The organism is Streptomyces sp. NPDC052016, from assembly GCF_044548445.1.
GTDB lineage: Bacteria > Actinomycetota > Actinomycetes > Streptomycetales > Streptomycetaceae > Streptomyces.
In genome coordinates, this window is record NZ_JBIUBX010000041.1 from 33,904 (window position 1) to 49,662 (window position 15,759).

The following is a 15,759-nucleotide window of genomic DNA, read 5'->3' on the forward strand; positions in this document are numbered from 1 at the left end:
GTGCGCGACTGGTGCGAATCACCACCCGACTTCGAAAGAACCCGAGCCAAGGAGTGAGCCGTGTCCCGTCCACCCCTGATGATCCTGGTCGCCGGTCCGTACCGTTCCGGCACCGGCGACGACCCCGCCCGACTCGCCGCGAACGTACGGGCCATGAACGAGGCCGCCCTCGCCCTCTTCCGGGCCGGGCACCTGCCCGTCACCGGTGAGGCGCTCGCGCTGCCGCTGCTGGAGACGGCCGGCAGCACCGGGCCCGACGACCCGCTCTTCGAGGAACTGTTCCACCCCGTCGCCGAACGCCTCCTCGACCGCTGCGACGCCGTCCTGCGCATCGGCGGGCCCTCGCGGGGAGCCGACCGGATGGTGGCGCGGGCCCGCGCCCAGGGCAAGGACGTCCACACCGATCTGGCCGAGTTGGTGGACGCGGGCGGTCACACCGAGGCGCACGGATCCGCCGGGACACCCGTCGGCGGCCGGCGATGACCGAGAGCGGCCGGACCGGGCGCCCGGGCATCGACGTGCCCGACTCCCGCGGCCGTACCGGGCTGGACCGCCAGGGGCGCGACCTGATCGGCAACCCCCGCGTGCGGATCGTCGACGTCGAGGTCCTCGCCTGCGACTGGGCGGTCCTGCGCCGCACCACCTTCGACTACCGCCACAACGACGGCCACTGGAGCCGCGAGCGGCGCGAGACGTACGACCGTGGCGACGGTGCGACGATCCTGCTCTACGACCCGGAGCGGCGTACGGTCCTGCTGACCCGTCAGTTCCGGCTGCCCGCCTACGTGAACGGGCACCCGGACGGCATGCTGCTGGAGACCGCGGCCGGGCTGCTGGACGGCGACGACCCGCAGGAGGCGATCCGCCGTGAGGCGGAGGAGGAGACCGGGCGGACCGTCCACGAGGTCGAGCACGTCCTCGACGCCTACATGAGCCCCGGCTCGGTCACCGAACGCCTGAGTTTCTTCGCCGCGCCCTACGACGGATTGGCGCCCGGCGCGGCCACGGCCGGGGTGGCCGACGAGGGCGAGGACATCACCGTCGTCGAACTGCCCTTCACGGAGGCGCTCGCCCTGGTCCGCAGCGGCGCGATCGCCGACGCGAAGACCATCATGCTGCTCCAGTGGGCCGCGCTCGACGGCCCCTTCGGACAACGGTGAAACCAGGAGAGGACGACCATGTGGCCACGGGTCGACGGCATGCGCGCACTGGAGCTCGGCAGCCCCGACGAGATGCGCGTCCGGCTCAACTCCCTCGTCCTGGAGGGGCGGAAGACGGCCACGACGGGCCTGCTCGCGGAGTACGTGGAGGAGACGGAGGGGCTGGAGTACGTCGGTGAGCGCCTCGCCCTGCTCGACGTCGACGGTCTGCGCGTCGCGACCGTGGAGATCACCGGCGTCGAACGGACCACCTTCGCCGGGGTGTCCTGGGAGCACGCGGCGGCCGAGGGGGAGGGCGACGCCGACCTCGAGGAGTGGCGGGCGGGCCATCGCCGGTTCTGGAGCGCCGAGGGCACGCCCGTCGAGGACGACACGCCCGTGGTGTGCCTGGCGTTCCGGGTGGTGGAACAGGCCCCTCGGTGAGGGGCGGACACGTTCCGCCGGCGGGGCGGACAGGTCCCGCCGGTCTGGTGAGGGGCGGACCTGTTCCGCCGGGGCGATGAGGGGCGGACCCGTCCCGCCGGGGCGGTGAGGGGCGGAGACGTTCCGTCGGCGGAGCGTGGTGCAGATGGCCCGGTGTGCCTTCTCAGCCCACGCCGAGCCCCGTGAGGTCCCCCAGCGGCAGCGTGTGCTGCGTCTGCAGGACCTTCGCGCGCAGGTAGCGCACGTTGTGCGGGGTGGTGAAGACGCCGGTCGGCACGCGGTCGTGGACGTCGATGCCCAGCGCGCGGAGCTGGCCGGCCTTGTCGGGGTTGTTGGACAGCAGGTCCACGGTGGTGATGTCGAGGGCCCGCAGCATCTGCGCGGCGGCCGTGTAGTCGCGGCCGTCCTCCGGCAGGCCGAGGGCGGCGTTCGCCTCGTAGGTGTCCAGGCCCTGGTCCTGGAGGGCGTAGGCGTCGAGCTTGTTGTAGAGGCCGATGCCACGGCCCTCCTGGCGGAGGTAGAGCAGGACGCCGCCGCGGTCGGCTATGCGCTCGACCGCCTCGCGCAGCTGAGGGCCGCAGTCGCAGCGGGCGGAGCCGAAGACGTCGCCGGTCAGGCACTCCGAGTGGAGCCGGACGAGGGGGCGGGGGCCGGGGTCGCCGAGGACGACGGCCACGTGCTCCTGGCCGTCGGCCAGGCCGTGGAAGGTGACCAGTTCGGCGTCGGTCGCGTAGCCGTCGTGGAAGCGCAGCGGTACCCGGACGCGGGCACGCGGGGTGGCGGCGGGGGTGTCGAGCATGCGGGTTCTCCGGGTCCGGTGGGGCCGCGCGCGGGGCGCCTTCTGCGTTCTGCTTCAGATTTGAAGCAGACCACGATCGAGACCCTACCCTATGCTTGAACTTTGAAGCAATGCTGTGCGGTGCGGCTCATGCGGTCCCGGAGCAGGGCGACGACCGCCTGCGCCACGGGGGGTCCCCCGGCGGGGCGTCGTCGCCGTCTCCCTGGAGTCCCCGCGCGACCTGCGTGAAGATCTCCTCGAGCTGACCCACCTGTTCGGGTGTGAGCCGGTCGAAGAGGAAGGCGCGTACCGTCTCGACATGTCCGGGTGCCGTGTTCTCCAGGACCGTCAGGCCCGCGTCGGTCAGCACCGCGACGCTCCCGCGCTTGTCCCAGCGGCAGTCCTCCCGCCGCACCAGCCCGTCCTTCTCCAGCCGGGTCACGGCGTAGGTCAGCCTGCTGCGGGTGATCTTCAGCCGCTCGGCCAGGTCGGTCATGCGCAGCCGCCGCTCCGGTGTCTCGGAGAGGTTGGCCAGGATGGAGTAGTACAGGTGAGGCATGCCGGCCTCCTGCTGGAGCTGTCGGTCGATCGCGTCCTCCAGGAGGAGGTATCCGGCGACGTACGCGCGCCAGGCGCGCTGCTCCTCGGGGGTGAGCCAGCGGGTCGTCATGCGTCCAGTGTAGGTTTGTTTCAAACTTGAACCAAGTCCCCTGTCGGACCGAGCCCGGAGAGACCGCGCCGATGCCGTACCCGTACGTCCTGCTGTCCGCCGCCGTCTCCCTCGACGGCTACCTCGACGACACCGGACCCGACCGCCTGCTGCTCTCCGGCCCCGCCGACTTCGACCGGGTCGACGAGGTGCGGGCCTCCGTCGACGCGATCCTCGTCGGCGCCCGCACCATCCGCGCCGACAACCCCCGCCTCCTGGTCAACTCGCCCGAGCGCCGGGCCGCGCGCCGGGCGGCGGGGAAGCCGGAGTATCCCCTCAAGGTCACGGTCAGCGGGTCCGGCGAGCTGGACCCGGCGGCGAACTTCTGGCACACGGGCGGCGAGAAGGTCGTGTACACGACCGACCAGGGCGCCGAGCGCGCCCGGTCGCTCGGCCTCGCCGCCGATGTCGTCCCGCTCGGCCCCGGCCTCGACTGGCGGCGGCTCCTGGAGCACCTCCACGACGTCCGGGGCGTGCGGCGGCTCATGGTCGAGGGTGGCGGAACCGTCCACACCCAGCTCCTCCAGGAAGGCCTCGCCGACGAACTCCAGCTCGCCCTGGCCCCTTTGTTCGTGGGCGACCCGGACGCGCCCCGGCTCTTCGGGCCCGGCGGCTACCAGGGCGGCCGGCTGCGGCTCGTCGAGACGCGGCCCATCGAGGACGTCGTCCTGATGCGCTACGAGCCCACCGCGCCCGGCGCCGGCCCGCTCCTGGCCGCCGCCGACCGGCGCTGGCTGGCCCTCGCGTGCGAGCTGGCGGCCGACTGCCCGCCGTCGCGGACCGCGTTCAGCGTGGGCGCGGTGGTGGTGGCCGCGGACGGGACGGAACTGGCGCGCGGCCACTCGCGGGAGGCCGGCGACCCCGTCGTCCACGCCGAGGAGGCGGCCCTCGCGAAGATCGACCCCGCCGACCCCCGGCTGCCCATGGCCACCGTCTACACCAGCCTCGAACCCTGCACCCGCCGTTCCTCCCGCCCGACCCCCTGCGCCCGGCTCGTCCTCGACGCCGGGGTCCGCAGGGTGGTGACCGCCTGGCGCGAGCCGAACACCTTCGTGACCGACGCCGACGGAACCGGTCTGCTGACGGCCGCGGGCGTGGACGTCCTCGTCCTCCCGGAGTACGAGGAGCGGGCGGCGGCCCCGAACCGGCATCTCCTGTGAGCGGGGTCTGGGCTTTCCCGCGGGCCCTGTGAGTGGGGTCAGGGCTTTCCCGCGGGGGGCCCTTGAGCGGGCTCAGGGTTTCCCCGCCGGGGGGCGCGGGGGAACCGCGCGATCGGCCGCCGTGAACCACCCCGCCCCGGCTCCCGGGCGCCGCTGAACAAAGGTGTGCGCTTCGTGTCCGGCGGATGGCGTACACTGGTGTCATACCGACGCGGGGTGGAGCAGCTCGGTAGCTCGCTGGGCTCATAACCCAGAGGTCGCAGGTTCAAATCCTGTCCCCGCTACTCAAGGCCGAGGGCCGGAACCCGATCACAGGGTTCCGGCCCTCGGTGGTTTCTCCGTGACGTCCCTGACGGCTTTCTCGCGCACCGTGATCGGCTGAGCGCCCTGTGCATAACAACTGAGTCACCATCAAAAACGCTGCGACTCCTGTAGCGACCGCGAGGCGTGGTCAACTCGCCCGGTTTTCACCGCTCCTGGGGCGAAAGTCCAGGCCAGAAATGTTGTTGATCAAGTGGAACAGCTTGGAATCCAACCCCCGGGTCTATTAACGTTCGATAACGCAGCGCGGTCGTCCCAGCCGTCACAAGAGGCGGCTCCGTGCGCACGCGCCGAATCCCGTAAGGGAACCGGGGAACCACCACCTTGGGGTGAATCACGCGGAAGCCGCCGTGGAAACACGGCCGGATTTACGCGCGTAGGAGACCTTCCCGCTCCGAACCCGTCAGCTAACCCGGTAGGCGACGGAAGGAAAGGAGTACGCCCGCGTGGCGTCCAACCGGCCTGCCCCAGAAGCCCCCAGCGCGCCCAGCCAGACCTTCGGTTATGGCGGCTACCGCACCGACGAGGGCCCCTGGGAGGAGTGGAACCCCACCGCGGAGTCCATTCGCCCGGTACGCGGCCGGCACCGCGTCGCCAAGCAGCGCGGCGGACTCGCCCGCAGCTCCACCGTCCTGGGCGTCGGCGTCATAGCCGCCGTCGGCGCGGGCGGCATGGCCAGCGCCAACACCGGCAAGCCGCCTGTCTCCATCTCCATGCCGGACCTCCCCAACGTGGGTTCCCTGATCTCGGACGACGACACCCCCGCCGAGGAGCCCGCGCCCGCCCTCAGCGCCTTCGGCAGCACCCTCGCCGCCGACGACAGCGCCGAGAGCGCGGCCGACGCCGGCGAGGCGCTGCGCAGCCGGATCATGGCGCAGGCCGAGTCGCAGCAGACGCAGCTCGAGACCAAGGCCCAGGCCGCCGCCGAGGCCGCCGCGGCCAAGGCGGAGGCGGAAGCGGCCGCCAAGGCCCAGAAGGAGGCGGAGGCCAAGGCCGCCGCCGCGAAGAAGAAGGCCGCCGAGGAGGCCGCGAAGAAGGCCGAGGCCGAGCGGCTGGCCGAGCTCGCCAAGCAGTACACGCTGCCGACCTCCTCGTACACCATCACCTCGACGTTCGGTCAGGCCGGCGCCTACTGGTCCTCCGGGTACCACACCGGCCTCGACTTCGCCGCCCCCACCGGCACCCTGCTCAAGGCCGTGCACAGCGGCACCATCACCTCGGCCGGCTGGGACGGGTCGTACGGGTACAAGACCGTGCTCACCCTCGACGACGGCACCGAGATCTGGTACGCCCACCAGTCCTCCATCAGCGTCAGCGTCGGCCAGAAGGTCGCCACCGGTGACGTCATCGGCCGCGTCGGCGCCACCGGCAACGTCACCGGCGCCCACCTCCACCTCGAGGTCCACCCCGGCGGCAGCAGCTCGGGCATCGACCCGGCCGCCTGGCTGCGGGACAAGGGGCTGAGCCTCTGAGGTCCCGTACCTCCTGAGTATTCCGGGGGCCGGTGAGGTGGTTTCCCGGATGTTTGCGGAACCCTTGGCCGGAGGCGCGGAATGCGTGCCTCCGGCCACGGCGTTGAATCGGAGCATGACTTCTCTGCGCAAGCTCGGCTCCTCGGACCTCGAGGTCTTCCCGCTCGCCCTCGGCGGCAACGTCTTCGGCTGGACCGCCGACGAGGCGGCCACCTTCGCCGTGCTCGACGCCTACACGGCCGCCGGCGGCAACTTCGTCGACACCGCCGACTCCTACTCGGCGTGGGTCGACGGCAACAGCGGCGGTGAGTCCGAGACCCTCATCGGCAACTGGCTCAGGGCCCGCGGCAACCGCGACGACGTCGTGATCGCGACGAAGGTGAGCCAGCACCCCGACTTCCAGGGCCTGACCGCCGCCAACATCAAGGCCGCCGCCGACGCCTCGCTGCGCCGCCTGGGCACCGACCGCATCGACCTCTACTACACCCACTTCGACAAGCCCGAGGTGCCCGTCGAGGAGATCGTCGGCGCGCTCGACGCGTTGGTGAAGGCGGGCAAGGTGCGGCACATCGCCGCCTCCAACATCTCCGCCGAACGCCTGCGGGCCTCCCTGGAGTTCTCCGACCGCGAGGGCCTCGCCCGGTACGTCGCCCTCCAGCCGCACTACAACCTCGTCTCACGCGACACGTACGAGGGCGAGCTGCGGGACCTGGTCGCCGCCACCGGCCTCGCCGCCGTGCCCTACTTCGCGCTGGCCGCCGGCTTCCTCACCGGCAAGTACCGGCCCGGTGCGACGGTGGACAGCGCGCGGGCCCAGGGGGCCGGAAAGCACCTGCAGACCGAGCGGGGGCGGAAGGTCCTCGCCGCCCTCGACGAGATCGCCCGGGCCCACGACAGCGAGATCGCCACCGTGGCACTGGCGTGGCTCGCCGCTCAGCCGACGGTGGTCGCGCCGATCGCCTCCGCACGGACCGTGGAGCAGCTGCCGGCGCTGCTGGGCGTGGCCGGGCTGGAACTGACGGAGGGCGAGATCGGGCGTCTGACGGAGGCGTCCGCGTAACGGACCGCCGAGAGGCGCGCCGAGGGTCTCCCGATGGCGGACCGATGTCCGGCGGGGGCGGCCCTCGTCACTGGTTCCGCTGAGCCCCGTGGGGTGGGGGGTAGGGGCCGTACCCGGAGTACCCGGGGTGGAAGTGCGGGTGAGGGTGCGGGAGCTGGGGTGGGGGTTGCGGGTACCGGGCCTGCGGGTACGGGCCGGGCGCCGTCCCCGGCGGATGCCCGTGCCCGTGGACCCCGTACATCGGCCAGGGCGGCATGGCCAGGGGCACCGGGGGCGCCGTCATACGGGCCGCGTGGTCCAGCGCGGGGCGCGCGATGTCCTTGCGGCGCCACAGCTCGTTCAGCAGCTCCCGTTCCCGTACGACGAAGTCGGCGCCGGCCCGGCCGAGGCGTCCCCGGTGCCGCAGGAACGCCAGGGACGTCGCGTACGCCTCGTACCGGGCCACCTCGCGCGCGGCCGGCTTGCCCAGGTACCGACGGGCGTGGTCGCGGGCCAGCCGCCGGGCCCGCATCGAGCCCAGGGCGTACGGTTCCCCCGGGGTGAGCCAGCCCGCCGCCGCGTAGGCGGGGAGCTCCTCGCGTACGGTGCCCAGTTCACGTTGGCGCGTCCACACCACCAGCCAGGTCAGCACCGCGAACGCCGGCACCATGAACGCCCCGTACACCGCGAAGAACCCCCACTCGCCGAAGGTCGCCGAGGCGTTCCAGAGGGCGTGCATCGCCATGGCGAGCAGCAGTCCGGACAGCGGGAGCAGGACCCGGCGCACACGCTGCCTGTCCCCGGCGAGGGCGGCGATGCCGAAGCCGATGCCGGTCAGGACCGTGAACAAGGGGTGGGCGAACGGCGACATGATGACGCGTACGAAGAACGTCGCGGCGGTGACCGAGGCGATGCCGCCGTCGCCGCTGAGCTGGTCGGTGCCGAAGGCGTTGCCGAGATAGAGGATGTTCTCGGTGAACGCGAAGCCGGTCGCGGTGATCCCGGCTATGACGACGCCGTCGACCAGGCCGGTGAAGTCCCGCCTGCGGAAGAGGAAGACGAGGAGGATGGCGGCCGCTTTGGCGGACTCCTCGACGATCGGGGCGATGACGGTCGCGCCGAGCGTGTCCGCGCTGGAGGGGTCGGCGGTCTCCGTGGCTATCCATCGAGTGGCGAAGCTGTTGGCGACGATCGCCATCAGCGCCGCCGCGCACGCGCCCCACGCGAACGCGAAAACCAGGTTGCGCCAGGGGCCGGGCTCGACCCGGTCGAGCCATCGGAAGGCGGCGACGAGGAGGGGGACGGGGAGGACGGCCAGTCCCAGGCCGACCAGGAAGCCCTCCGTACCGGTCTGTTCGCGGACGAGGGCCAGAATGACCAGACCGGAGAGGGCGAGCAGGGTGATCAGGGCGCCGTAGCGCACCCACTTGTGCTGCCACCAGTGCGCGTGCCGCAGCGCACCGCCCTCGGGGGCGCCGTCCGGGTGTGGCGGATGCGGCGGGTGCGGTGGGTACGGGGAACTGATGGCCACGGCATCGACCCTAACGAGGGAGAGGACGGTGGTGGGCGGGACAGCGGGGAGTGTGTGGGGGGGGCGGTCGGTCAGCCGTGCTGTACGCGACGGAACAGCAGATCGTTCACCACGTGACCCTTGTCCAGGCCCTGTCCCTCGAAACGGGTCAGCGGCCGGAAGGCCGGGCGGGGCGCGAAACCGCCGTCCGCCTGGGTGTTCGCGAAGTCGGGGTGCGCGGTGAGCACCTCCAGCATCTGCTCCGCGTACGGCTCCCAGTCCGTCGCGCAGTGCAGCAGCGCGCCCGGCTTCAGACGGGTCGCGGCGAGGGTGAGGAACTCCGGCTGGATGAGGCGCCGCTTGTGGTGGCGCTTCTTGGGCCAGGGGTCGGGGAAGTAGACGCGCAGGCCGTCGAGGGAGTCCGGGGCGAGCATCTCGCGCAGGAGGATGATCGCGTCGCCGTTGCCGACGCGGATGTTCGTGAGGCGTTCCCCGCTCCCGGCCCCGTGCGAGCCGAGGGTCCCCCATCGGTCGGCGAGGTTCAGGAGGTTGCCCTGGCCGGGGGTGTGGACGTCGACGGCGAGGATGTTGGTGCCGGGGTCGGCGGCGGCCATCTGCGCGGTGGCCTCACCCATCCCGAAGCCGATCTCCAGGACGACGGGGTGGTCGTTCCCGAACAGCTCGGTGAGGTCGACGGGGTGTCCGTCGATGTCCAGCCCCCACTTCGACCACAGCCGCTGCAACGCGTCGGCCTGCCCCGCGGTCACCCGGCTGCGGCGTGGCTGGAAACTCCGGATCCGCCGCTCGAAGTGCGAGCCGGCGGGGTCGGCCTTGGGCCCGTCGGGAAACCGGGGCTCGCCCTTCGCGCGGGTGTGACGAAGGGACTCGCCGGAGGCGGGTCGGCGGGAGTCGGAGGTGCTCAGGAAATCAGACACAGTGGGGTCGATTTTACGTGGGAGGGGCCGGTGGTTGGCGTCTGCTGCCGGGACGGGGGAGGCGGCCCCCGAAGGGTCAATCCGAAGCGCGTGGGTCTCTACGGTCACTCCGCTGCCGCTCGATTCCGGTGGTGGGTGGGCGACGGCTCCGGGCGCCGGGGCGGTGTCCTCTGACGGGCCCCCCAGGGGGCGGAGCCATGAAGGGGGGACGAAGGGGCGAGGACATGTACGCGGGAGGAGGGGTGAGGACATGTACGCGGGAGGAGGGGCGGGGGCGGGGACGGGGACGGGGGTGGGAGCGGCGGAGCCGTGTACGGGGGACGGGCAGAGGCTGCCCGGGGCCCGGATCACTCCCCCAGCTCCCCCAGCGCACCCAGTGCCCTTCGCGCCACCTCGCGGCCGATCGGCAGGGAGGCCGTTGCCGCGGGGGAGGGCGCGTTCAGGACGTGGACCGTCCGCGGGCCCTCCCGTATCAGGAAGTCGTCGACCAGTCCGCCGTCCCGCAGCACCGCCTGGGCCCGTACCCCGGCGGCCGCCCGGACCAGGTCGCCCTCCTCGACGGCCGGCAGCAGCCGGCGCACCGCGTCCACGAAGGCGGCCCTGGACAGCGACCGGCGCAGCTCGCCGGCGCCGTAGCGCCAGTGCCGGCGGGCCAGGTGCCAGACTCCGGGCCAGGCAGCCGTCGCCGCCGCCTCTCCGGGGCGCACGACTCCCCAGCCGTACCCCTCCCGGGCCAGCGCCGGTACCGCGTTGGGTCCGATGTGGACGCCTCCGTCGATGCCGCGGGTGAGGTGCACCCCGAGGAAGGGAAAGGCGGGGTCGGGCACGGGGTACACCAGGCCGCGCACCAGCTCGGGCCGCGCCAGCTCGTAGTACTCGCCCCGGAAGGGGACGATCCGGACCTCGGGCTCGTCGCCGGCCAGACGGGCGATCTCGTCGCAGTACAGGCCGGCGCAGTTCACCAGGACGCGGCCGCGGACGACGTCCCCGCGCGCGGTGCGGACGGCGACGCCCCGCTCCGGGCGCCGGTCGATCCGGACGACCTGTGCGCCGTAGCGGATCTCCGCGCCGGATGCCTCGCCCAGTTGCCGGGCGACCGCGGCGAAGTCGCAGATGCCGGTCGTGCGGACGTGGATCGCGGCGAGGCCGCGGACCTCCGGCTCGTACTCCGCGATCTGGGCGGGGCCCAGTTCCCGGACCGGAATGCCGTTCTCCCGGCCGCGCTGGACGAGCGCGTGCAGGCGGGGCAGCTCGGAGCGGTCCGTGGCGACGATCAGCTTGCCGGTGACGGCGTGCGGGATGCCGTACTCCGCGCAGAACTTGATCATCTCGGCGGCGCCCCGGACCGCGTAGCGCGCCTTGAGCGAGCCGGGGCGGTAGTAGATGCCGCTGTGGATGACGCCGCTGTTGCGTCCCGTCTGGTGCCGGGCGGGTCCCGGCTCCTTCTCCAGCACCGTCACCCGTGTGCCCGGTGCGGCACGGGTGATCGCGTGCGCCGTCGACAGGCCGACGATCCCTCCGCCGATCACCAGCACGTCACAGTCGTACGCCACCACCCGCACCACCTCCGCCTCCGATAGTGCACTGTGCCACTGACAGCCACTTCAAACGCGGGACAGCGCCCCGCCCCGCCAGGCGCCGGTGGACCTGCTTGAACACGGGGGACCGCAGCGCCGTCAGGGGCGCGGGGAACTGCGCGACCAGCCACACGCGGCGCGCACCCCAAGGCGGCGGAACCAGGCACACGCATCCGAACCCGCCCCCCGGCGGAGCGCTACGCGGGAGTCATCAGCAGCGGCCGTGCCCGCTCGCGCAGCTCGACCACGCGGGGCTCGTCGCCGTACGGCTCCAGCCGGTGCAGGAGGTCCTTGACGTACTCGGTGGTGCGGGCCGAGGAGATGCGGCCGGCCACCTCCACCGCACGCACCCCCTGCTCGCACGCGGCGTCGAGGTTCCCCGACTCCAGCTCGGCCACCGCCGAGACGACGAGCCTGAGTCCGTGCGAGCGCACGAACTCCTCCGTCGGCTTCGACAGCGCCTGCTCCGTGAAGCGGCGCACCTGGCGTGGCGCCTTCAGGTCGCGGTAGCACTCGGCGGCGTCGGCGGCGAAGCGGTCGTAGGAGTAGAAGCCGAGCCACGAGGGGTCGTTGTCCCCGTCGCGGGCCCGCTCCAGCCAGCTCTCGGCGGCCTTGAGGGCCGCGCCGGCGGCCTGCGCGTCACCCGCGCGCGCGTGGGCGCGCGCCTCGACCAGGCGGAAAAAGCTCATCGTGCGGGCCGTGGCGAGGCCCCGGTTGCGTTCCAGGGCGGCCTGCGCGAGGTCGACGCCCTCGTCGCCGAAGCCGCGGTACGTCGCCTGCAGGGACATCGACGCCAGGACGTAGCCACCGAGCGGGACGTCCGCCGCAGCCCGCGCCAGGCGCAGTGCCTGGATGTAGTAGCGCTGCGCGGCCTCCTGCTGCCCGGTGTCGAACGCCATCCACCCGGCCAGGCGCGTCAGTTCGGCGCTCGCCCCGAAGAGGGCCCGGCCGACCTCGTCGGAGTACGAGCCGAGCAGCAGCGGCGCCGCCTCCACCCGCAGGCACTCCGGCACCATGGACGAACGCCAGTCGCCGCCCCCGTACTTGGAGTCCCAGCGCCTGGCGTCCTCGGCGGCCTCCCGCAGCTTCTGCACATCGCTGTGGCCGACTTTGAGCGGTGCGCCGGGGCCCTCCAGGGAGTGCGCTTCACGCGCCACCGAACTGTCGGCCGGGGTTATCAGCCACCGCGAGGCGGGCGTTGCGTAGGCGCTTACTGCGAACGAACCGGCCAGCGACTGCCAGATGCCGCCCGAGCCGGCCCTGCGGCCCGCGAGGTCGAGCCGGTACAGCTCCGTCGCCGAGCGCACGGCCTGGGCGACATCTCTGGGGAAGGCGAGGCCCACTTCGGGCGCGGGGTCGGCGTCCGCCAGACCGATCTCGTGGAGCGGCACCGGGCGACCGAGCTTCTGGCCGATCGCGGCCGCGATGAGGTGCGGTGCGGCGCCCTGCGGCACCATGCCCTTCGACACCCAGCGCGCCACGGACGTCTTGTCGTAGCGAAGAGTCAGACCGCGTTGCGCGCCAAGGTCGTTGACGCGTCGCGCGAGTCCCGCGTTGCTGATTCCCGCGAGGGCGAGAACGGCGCCGAGCTTTTCGTTCGGCCCGCGTTGCTCCCTGGACATTGCGCCACCCCTCGACACAGACGGCTGCCGCGCTGGCATAACCACGCGGCATTCGTAAACCCAGCGTAGTTCGCCGCATCCCAAGCGTTAAGGGGCATTCTTCCGGTTGGCGGGATTGTGGTCCGTACGGAAGCGCGGGCGCCGGTACGGACTGTTGCGACGTGCTCCCGCTGTGTGGCCGTGCGCCCGTCCGTGCGCTCTTCTCCGGCCATCGGGGGAGCGTTTCCATGGGTGGTGCGTGGGTCGGCCCGCTGTACTGGATCCAGTGGGCTGGGGGACACCGCCGCCACCATCCCCGCGGGCGGCGGAACGGTCCGGGGGGCGTTTCCCGCCTCCCGGACCGGCGCGCCGGTCGAGGCGCCGATCGTGTACGGAGCGTGTGCGGGTCCGTCGCAACGACCCTCGCGCGCGTGGGATTTGGCTGAAAATCATCCCTGGGATCCGTCGGCGATTCCGCTTCCCGCCATGGAAATCGAGGGCGCGCAGGGCGTTTTGGGGGAGCGTATCGGGGGCGCATTCGCGTCGCACACGCGGGGGTGCGCGCGGGAGCCGACGCCCCACGCGCGTGCGCGCGCACCGTCCCGCAGGTCGGCGCGGGGGCGTTCGGGGGGCGCACTCCGGGGATCTCAAGCGGCGTCACCTCCCTTCTGCGACGCGTTCTTCGTGGCAGCATGTGAACCGTTCGTACGGTGCACTGTTCGTCCACAGCCTGTGGAGGCGTCGATGCGGTGGTTGGTGGGATGGAGCAGCACCGCCGCGGGAGCCACCGGCCCCGGCGCCGCCGGAGCGGGGAGCCACGGCGGCCCCGGCACGTACGCCGGCGAGGACGGCGGACGCATCGGGTACGACGGCGAGACGCTGCACCCGGTGGGTTCCCAACTCCTGTGGGGCGACCCGGACCCACTGTGGGCGGTCGGCGACTGGCGGCCCGACGAGGTACGGGTGGTGCGGGCCGACGCCCAGACCCGGATCGCCGTGCTCGGCACCTGCGGGGCGACCGACGAGCAGCTGCGCGTGGGGCTGTTCGCCGCGCGCGGTGGGGCACTTCGGCATCTGACCGCCTGGCCGGGCAGCTACACCGCGATCGTCCAGGTCGGCCGGCGCATCACCGTCTGCGGCGATCTGGCGGGGGCGCGCCCGGTGTTCTACACCCCCTGGGCGGGCGGCACGGCGTACGCGACGGCCGCGCTGCCGCTGGCCGACCTCATCGAGGCCAACCTCGACTTCGGCCACCTGGCGGCCCTGCTCGCCGCCCCCGACGTACCGGCCGCCGTGCACGACTCCACGCCGTACGACGGCGTGCGGCGCATTCCGCCGGGGCATGCGCTCATCCTGCGCGCCGGGGCACGCGAGATCGCCGGGTACGAGCCGGTCGCCTCCCTCGCCGTGGCGGCGCCCCCGGCCGACCCCGACAGCGCGGTCGACGCCGTGCGCGACGCCCTCGTCGAGGCGGTACGCGCGCGTCTGTCCGCGCCGCGGCACGTCCCCGACATCGACCCCGGTCCCGTGCCCGGCATGGGGCCCGCCGAACGGCGTGCCGCGCGCGGCATGCCGGTCCCGGGCATCGGCGCCGACCTGTCCGGCGGCCCCGCCTCCGGGACGCTGGCACTGCTGGCGGCCGGCCTGCCGGGCATGCCCGGCACGATCCTGGGCCACGGCACCGGCGCCGGCGAGCGCCTGCTGGCCGTCACCTTCAACGACCTGGCCGTCGGCGGCCACGAGGCGGAACTGGAGCGGGCCGGCACCCTCGCGGCCAACCCGCGCCTGCACCACGTCGTCGTGGCCGGCGGCGAGGAGACCCTGCCCTACGCCGACCTGGACGGCCCCCTGACCGACGAGCCCGGCCCCAGCCTGGTGACGGCCGCCCGCCACCGCGCCCGACTCGCCGCGGGCAGCGCGGACCACTTCACCGGCTACGGCGCCCGCCAGGTCCTCGACGCGCATCCGGCGCGCCTGGCGGACCTGCTGATGGACCGCAAGAGACGCCACCTCGTCCGGCCCGTCGCCGCCCTGACGAAGGCGGACGGCTCCGTGCTCGTCCCCGCGCGCGTGTACGGCGCGGCCCGCCGGCTGGCCCGGACGCCGTACCGGGCCGGGGTGGAAGGCCTCGCCGAACGGCTCCTGCACCGCCGCTTCGACGACCCCGCGGGCGCGGCGGGCGCCGTAGGGGCCTCCCTGGCGGCCCTCGTGTGGGGCGGGCCCGGTCCGGCCGCGCGGTGGCTGACCGGCGAGGCACTGGCCGAAGTATCGGTTCGCCTGCAGGGGACGGCCCATCGCGCCGGCGTGGGCCCCGGACAGCGTCCCGGCGACTATCGCGCGCGTGCCGCCCTGGCCCGCCACGCCGCGGACCTGCGCGTCCTGGAACAGGCCGCCGAGATCCGCTCCCAGCGCCTGCACGCGCCCTTCCTCGACAACCAGGTCGTCCGCGCCTGCCGTGCGCTCCCCGAGACCCTGCGCGTGCAACCGGGGGCGCGTGCCGCGATCCTGCGTACCGTCCTCAAAGGCTCCGGGGTGGCCGATCTGCCGCCCGGCTGGGGCGCCCCCTCCCTCGCCTCCACCACCGCCGCGGCCCGCGCGGGCCTGCGCACGGCCGCGGACCCCCTCCTGTCCCTCTTCGACGCCCCGCTCCTCGCGGAGGCGGGCCTGATCGAGGCCCGCGTCGTCCGCAAGGCCCTGCGAGGCGCCGCGGCGGGCGAGCCCCTTCCCCTGGACGGCCTCGCCGACCTCGTCTCCCTCGAACTGTGGCTCCGTCGCCTCCTGTCCCGCCGGGGAACGTGCTGGACAGGCACCCCCGCACGCGCACGTGCGGTACCGGCGGGCATCGCCCCACAGCGACGAGCGGTCTCCTCCGGGTAACGACGGACGCGCCCCCCGCACCGGCAGCGCGGACTCCTTCCGCGTTGCCCCGGACCGAAGCCCGCGACCTGCCGCGCCTACAGCGCCGGCGACGCGGAGTTCTTCCGCGTTGCCCCGGACCGAAGCCCGCGACCTGCCGCGCCTACAGCGCCGGCGACGCGGAGTTCTTCCGCGTTGCCCCGGACCGAAGCCCGCGA

At 73.3% G+C, this 15,759-nt stretch carries 13 protein-coding genes, 1 tRNA gene and 1 riboswitch; of the genes, 8 read left to right on the forward strand and 6 right to left on the reverse strand.

Annotation, left to right across the window (positions count from 1 at the left end):
- Nucleotides 1-78 precede the first annotated feature (78 nt).
- Genes ACIHAR_RS37115 through ACIHAR_RS37125 form a run of 3 tightly spaced genes read left to right on the forward strand, consistent with a single transcriptional unit; the run spans nt 79 to nt 1,583 of the window.
- On the forward strand, nt 79-483 hold the full coding sequence (locus tag ACIHAR_RS37115; RefSeq protein WP_400023655.1) for a DUF4406 domain-containing protein: 405 nt from the start codon (nt 79-81) through the stop codon (nt 481-483).
- On the forward strand, nt 480-1,160 hold the full coding sequence (locus ACIHAR_RS37120) for an NUDIX domain-containing protein (protein WP_400023634.1): 681 nt from the start codon (nt 480-482) through the stop codon (nt 1,158-1,160). Before ACIHAR_RS37115 ends, ACIHAR_RS37120 begins: the two co-directional genes overlap by 4 nt.
- 18 nt (nt 1,161-1,178) lie before the next feature.
- Nucleotides 1,179-1,583 (forward strand): ASCH domain-containing protein, encoded by a 405-nt coding sequence (locus tag ACIHAR_RS37125; protein ID WP_400023636.1) that lies wholly within the window; start codon nt 1,179-1,181, stop codon nt 1,581-1,583.
- A 163-nt stretch (nt 1,584-1,746) separates the two neighbouring features.
- On the opposite strand, the gene ribA is transcribed toward ACIHAR_RS37125, so the two are convergent.
- Nucleotides 1,747-2,382, reverse strand: a complete 636-nt coding sequence (ribA, locus tag ACIHAR_RS37130; protein WP_365469508.1) for a GTP cyclohydrolase II — start codon at nt 2,380-2,382, stop codon at nt 1,747-1,749.
- Nucleotides 2,383-2,509: 127 nt separating this feature from the next.
- The gene (locus ACIHAR_RS37135) at nt 2,510-3,031 is read right to left on the reverse strand and encodes a MarR family transcriptional regulator (RefSeq protein WP_365469511.1); all 522 of its coding nucleotides are present in this window, start codon (nt 3,029-3,031) and stop codon (nt 2,510-2,512) included.
- A gap of 71 nt (nt 3,032-3,102) precedes the next feature.
- On the opposite strand from ACIHAR_RS37135, the gene ACIHAR_RS37140 reads away from it, so the two are divergent.
- The 4 genes from ACIHAR_RS37140 to ACIHAR_RS37155 all read left to right on the forward strand — a co-directional run bounded on the left by ACIHAR_RS37140 (nt 3,103) and on the right by ACIHAR_RS37155 (nt 7,083).
- Nucleotides 3,103-4,230, forward strand: a complete 1,128-nt coding sequence (locus ACIHAR_RS37140) for a dihydrofolate reductase family protein (RefSeq protein WP_400023639.1) — start codon at nt 3,103-3,105, stop codon at nt 4,228-4,230.
- Nucleotides 4,231-4,440: 210 nt separating this feature from the next.
- Nucleotides 4,441-4,514 (forward strand) — tRNA-Met (locus ACIHAR_RS37145).
- 315 nt (nt 4,515-4,829) lie between these two features.
- Nucleotides 4,830-4,990, forward strand: a riboswitch (cyclic di-AMP (ydaO/yuaA leader).
- A gap of 7 nt (nt 4,991-4,997) precedes the next feature.
- Nucleotides 4,998-6,023 carry a M23 family metallopeptidase gene (locus ACIHAR_RS37150; RefSeq protein WP_400023641.1) on the forward strand — a complete coding sequence of 342 codons (1,026 nt, stop codon included), beginning with the start codon at nt 4,998-5,000 and terminating at the stop codon, nt 6,021-6,023.
- A 115-nt stretch (nt 6,024-6,138) separates the two neighbouring features.
- Nucleotides 6,139-7,083, forward strand: a complete 945-nt coding sequence (locus ACIHAR_RS37155; RefSeq protein ID WP_365469519.1) for an aldo/keto reductase — start codon at nt 6,139-6,141, stop codon at nt 7,081-7,083.
- A gap of 67 nt (nt 7,084-7,150) precedes the next feature.
- Here the strand turns inward: ACIHAR_RS37155 and ACIHAR_RS37160 are convergent, their stop codons facing one another.
- The 4 genes from ACIHAR_RS37160 to ACIHAR_RS37175 form a co-directional block, all read right to left on the reverse strand.
- Nucleotides 7,151-8,593: a PrsW family intramembrane metalloprotease gene (locus tag ACIHAR_RS37160; RefSeq protein WP_400023643.1), complete on the reverse strand. Its 1,443-nt coding sequence runs from the start codon at nt 8,591-8,593 to the stop codon at nt 7,151-7,153.
- A 71-nt stretch (nt 8,594-8,664) separates the two neighbouring features.
- Complete coding sequence (trmB, locus tag ACIHAR_RS37165; RefSeq protein ID WP_365469522.1) at nt 8,665-9,507, reverse strand: tRNA (guanosine(46)-N7)-methyltransferase TrmB; 843 nt, start codon at nt 9,505-9,507, stop codon at nt 8,665-8,667.
- A gap of 347 nt (nt 9,508-9,854) precedes the next feature.
- Nucleotides 9,855-11,069 (reverse strand): L-2-hydroxyglutarate oxidase, encoded by a 1,215-nt coding sequence (gene lhgO, locus ACIHAR_RS37170; RefSeq protein ID WP_400023657.1) that lies wholly within the window; start codon nt 11,067-11,069, stop codon nt 9,855-9,857.
- Nucleotides 11,070-11,281: 212 nt separating this feature from the next.
- On the reverse strand, nt 11,282-12,706 hold the full coding sequence (locus tag ACIHAR_RS37175) for an MFS transporter (protein WP_365469525.1): 1,425 nt from the start codon (nt 12,704-12,706) through the stop codon (nt 11,282-11,284).
- 723 nt (nt 12,707-13,429) lie between these two features.
- Between ACIHAR_RS37175 and ACIHAR_RS37180 the strand changes: the two genes are divergently transcribed.
- Entirely contained in the window at nt 13,430-15,562 is a 2,133-nt protein-coding gene (locus ACIHAR_RS37180; protein ID WP_400023645.1) for an asparagine synthase-related protein, read from the forward strand.
- Nucleotides 15,563-15,759: the final 197 nt, after the last annotated feature.

What these genes read in the sequence shown, in the direction of transcription:
- ACIHAR_RS37115 (WP_400023655.1), top strand. Translation starts at nt 79, where the DNA reads ATGATCCTGGTCGCCGGTCCGTACCGTTCCGGCACCGGCGACGACCCC.
- ACIHAR_RS37120 (WP_400023634.1), top strand. Translation starts at nt 480, where the DNA reads ATGACCGAGAGCGGCCGGACCGGGCGCCCGGGCATCGACGTGCCCGAC.
- ACIHAR_RS37125 (WP_400023636.1), top strand. Translation starts at nt 1,179, where the DNA reads ATGTGGCCACGGGTCGACGGCATGCGCGCACTGGAGCTCGGCAGCCCC.
- ribA (WP_365469508.1), bottom strand. Translation starts at nt 2,382, where the DNA reads ATGCTCGACACCCCCGCCGCCACCCCGCGTGCCCGCGTCCGGGTACCG.
- ACIHAR_RS37135 (WP_365469511.1), bottom strand. Translation starts at nt 3,031, where the DNA reads ATGACGACCCGCTGGCTCACCCCCGAGGAGCAGCGCGCCTGGCGCGCG.
- ACIHAR_RS37140 (WP_400023639.1), top strand. Translation starts at nt 3,103, where the DNA reads ATGCCGTACCCGTACGTCCTGCTGTCCGCCGCCGTCTCCCTCGACGGC.
- ACIHAR_RS37155 (WP_365469519.1), top strand. Translation starts at nt 6,139, where the DNA reads ATGACTTCTCTGCGCAAGCTCGGCTCCTCGGACCTCGAGGTCTTCCCG.
- ACIHAR_RS37175 (WP_365469525.1), bottom strand. Translation starts at nt 12,706, where the DNA reads ATGTCCAGGGAGCAACGCGGGCCGAACGAAAAGCTCGGCGCCGTTCTC.
- ACIHAR_RS37180 (WP_400023645.1), top strand. Translation starts at nt 13,430, where the DNA reads ATGCGGTGGTTGGTGGGATGGAGCAGCACCGCCGCGGGAGCCACCGGC.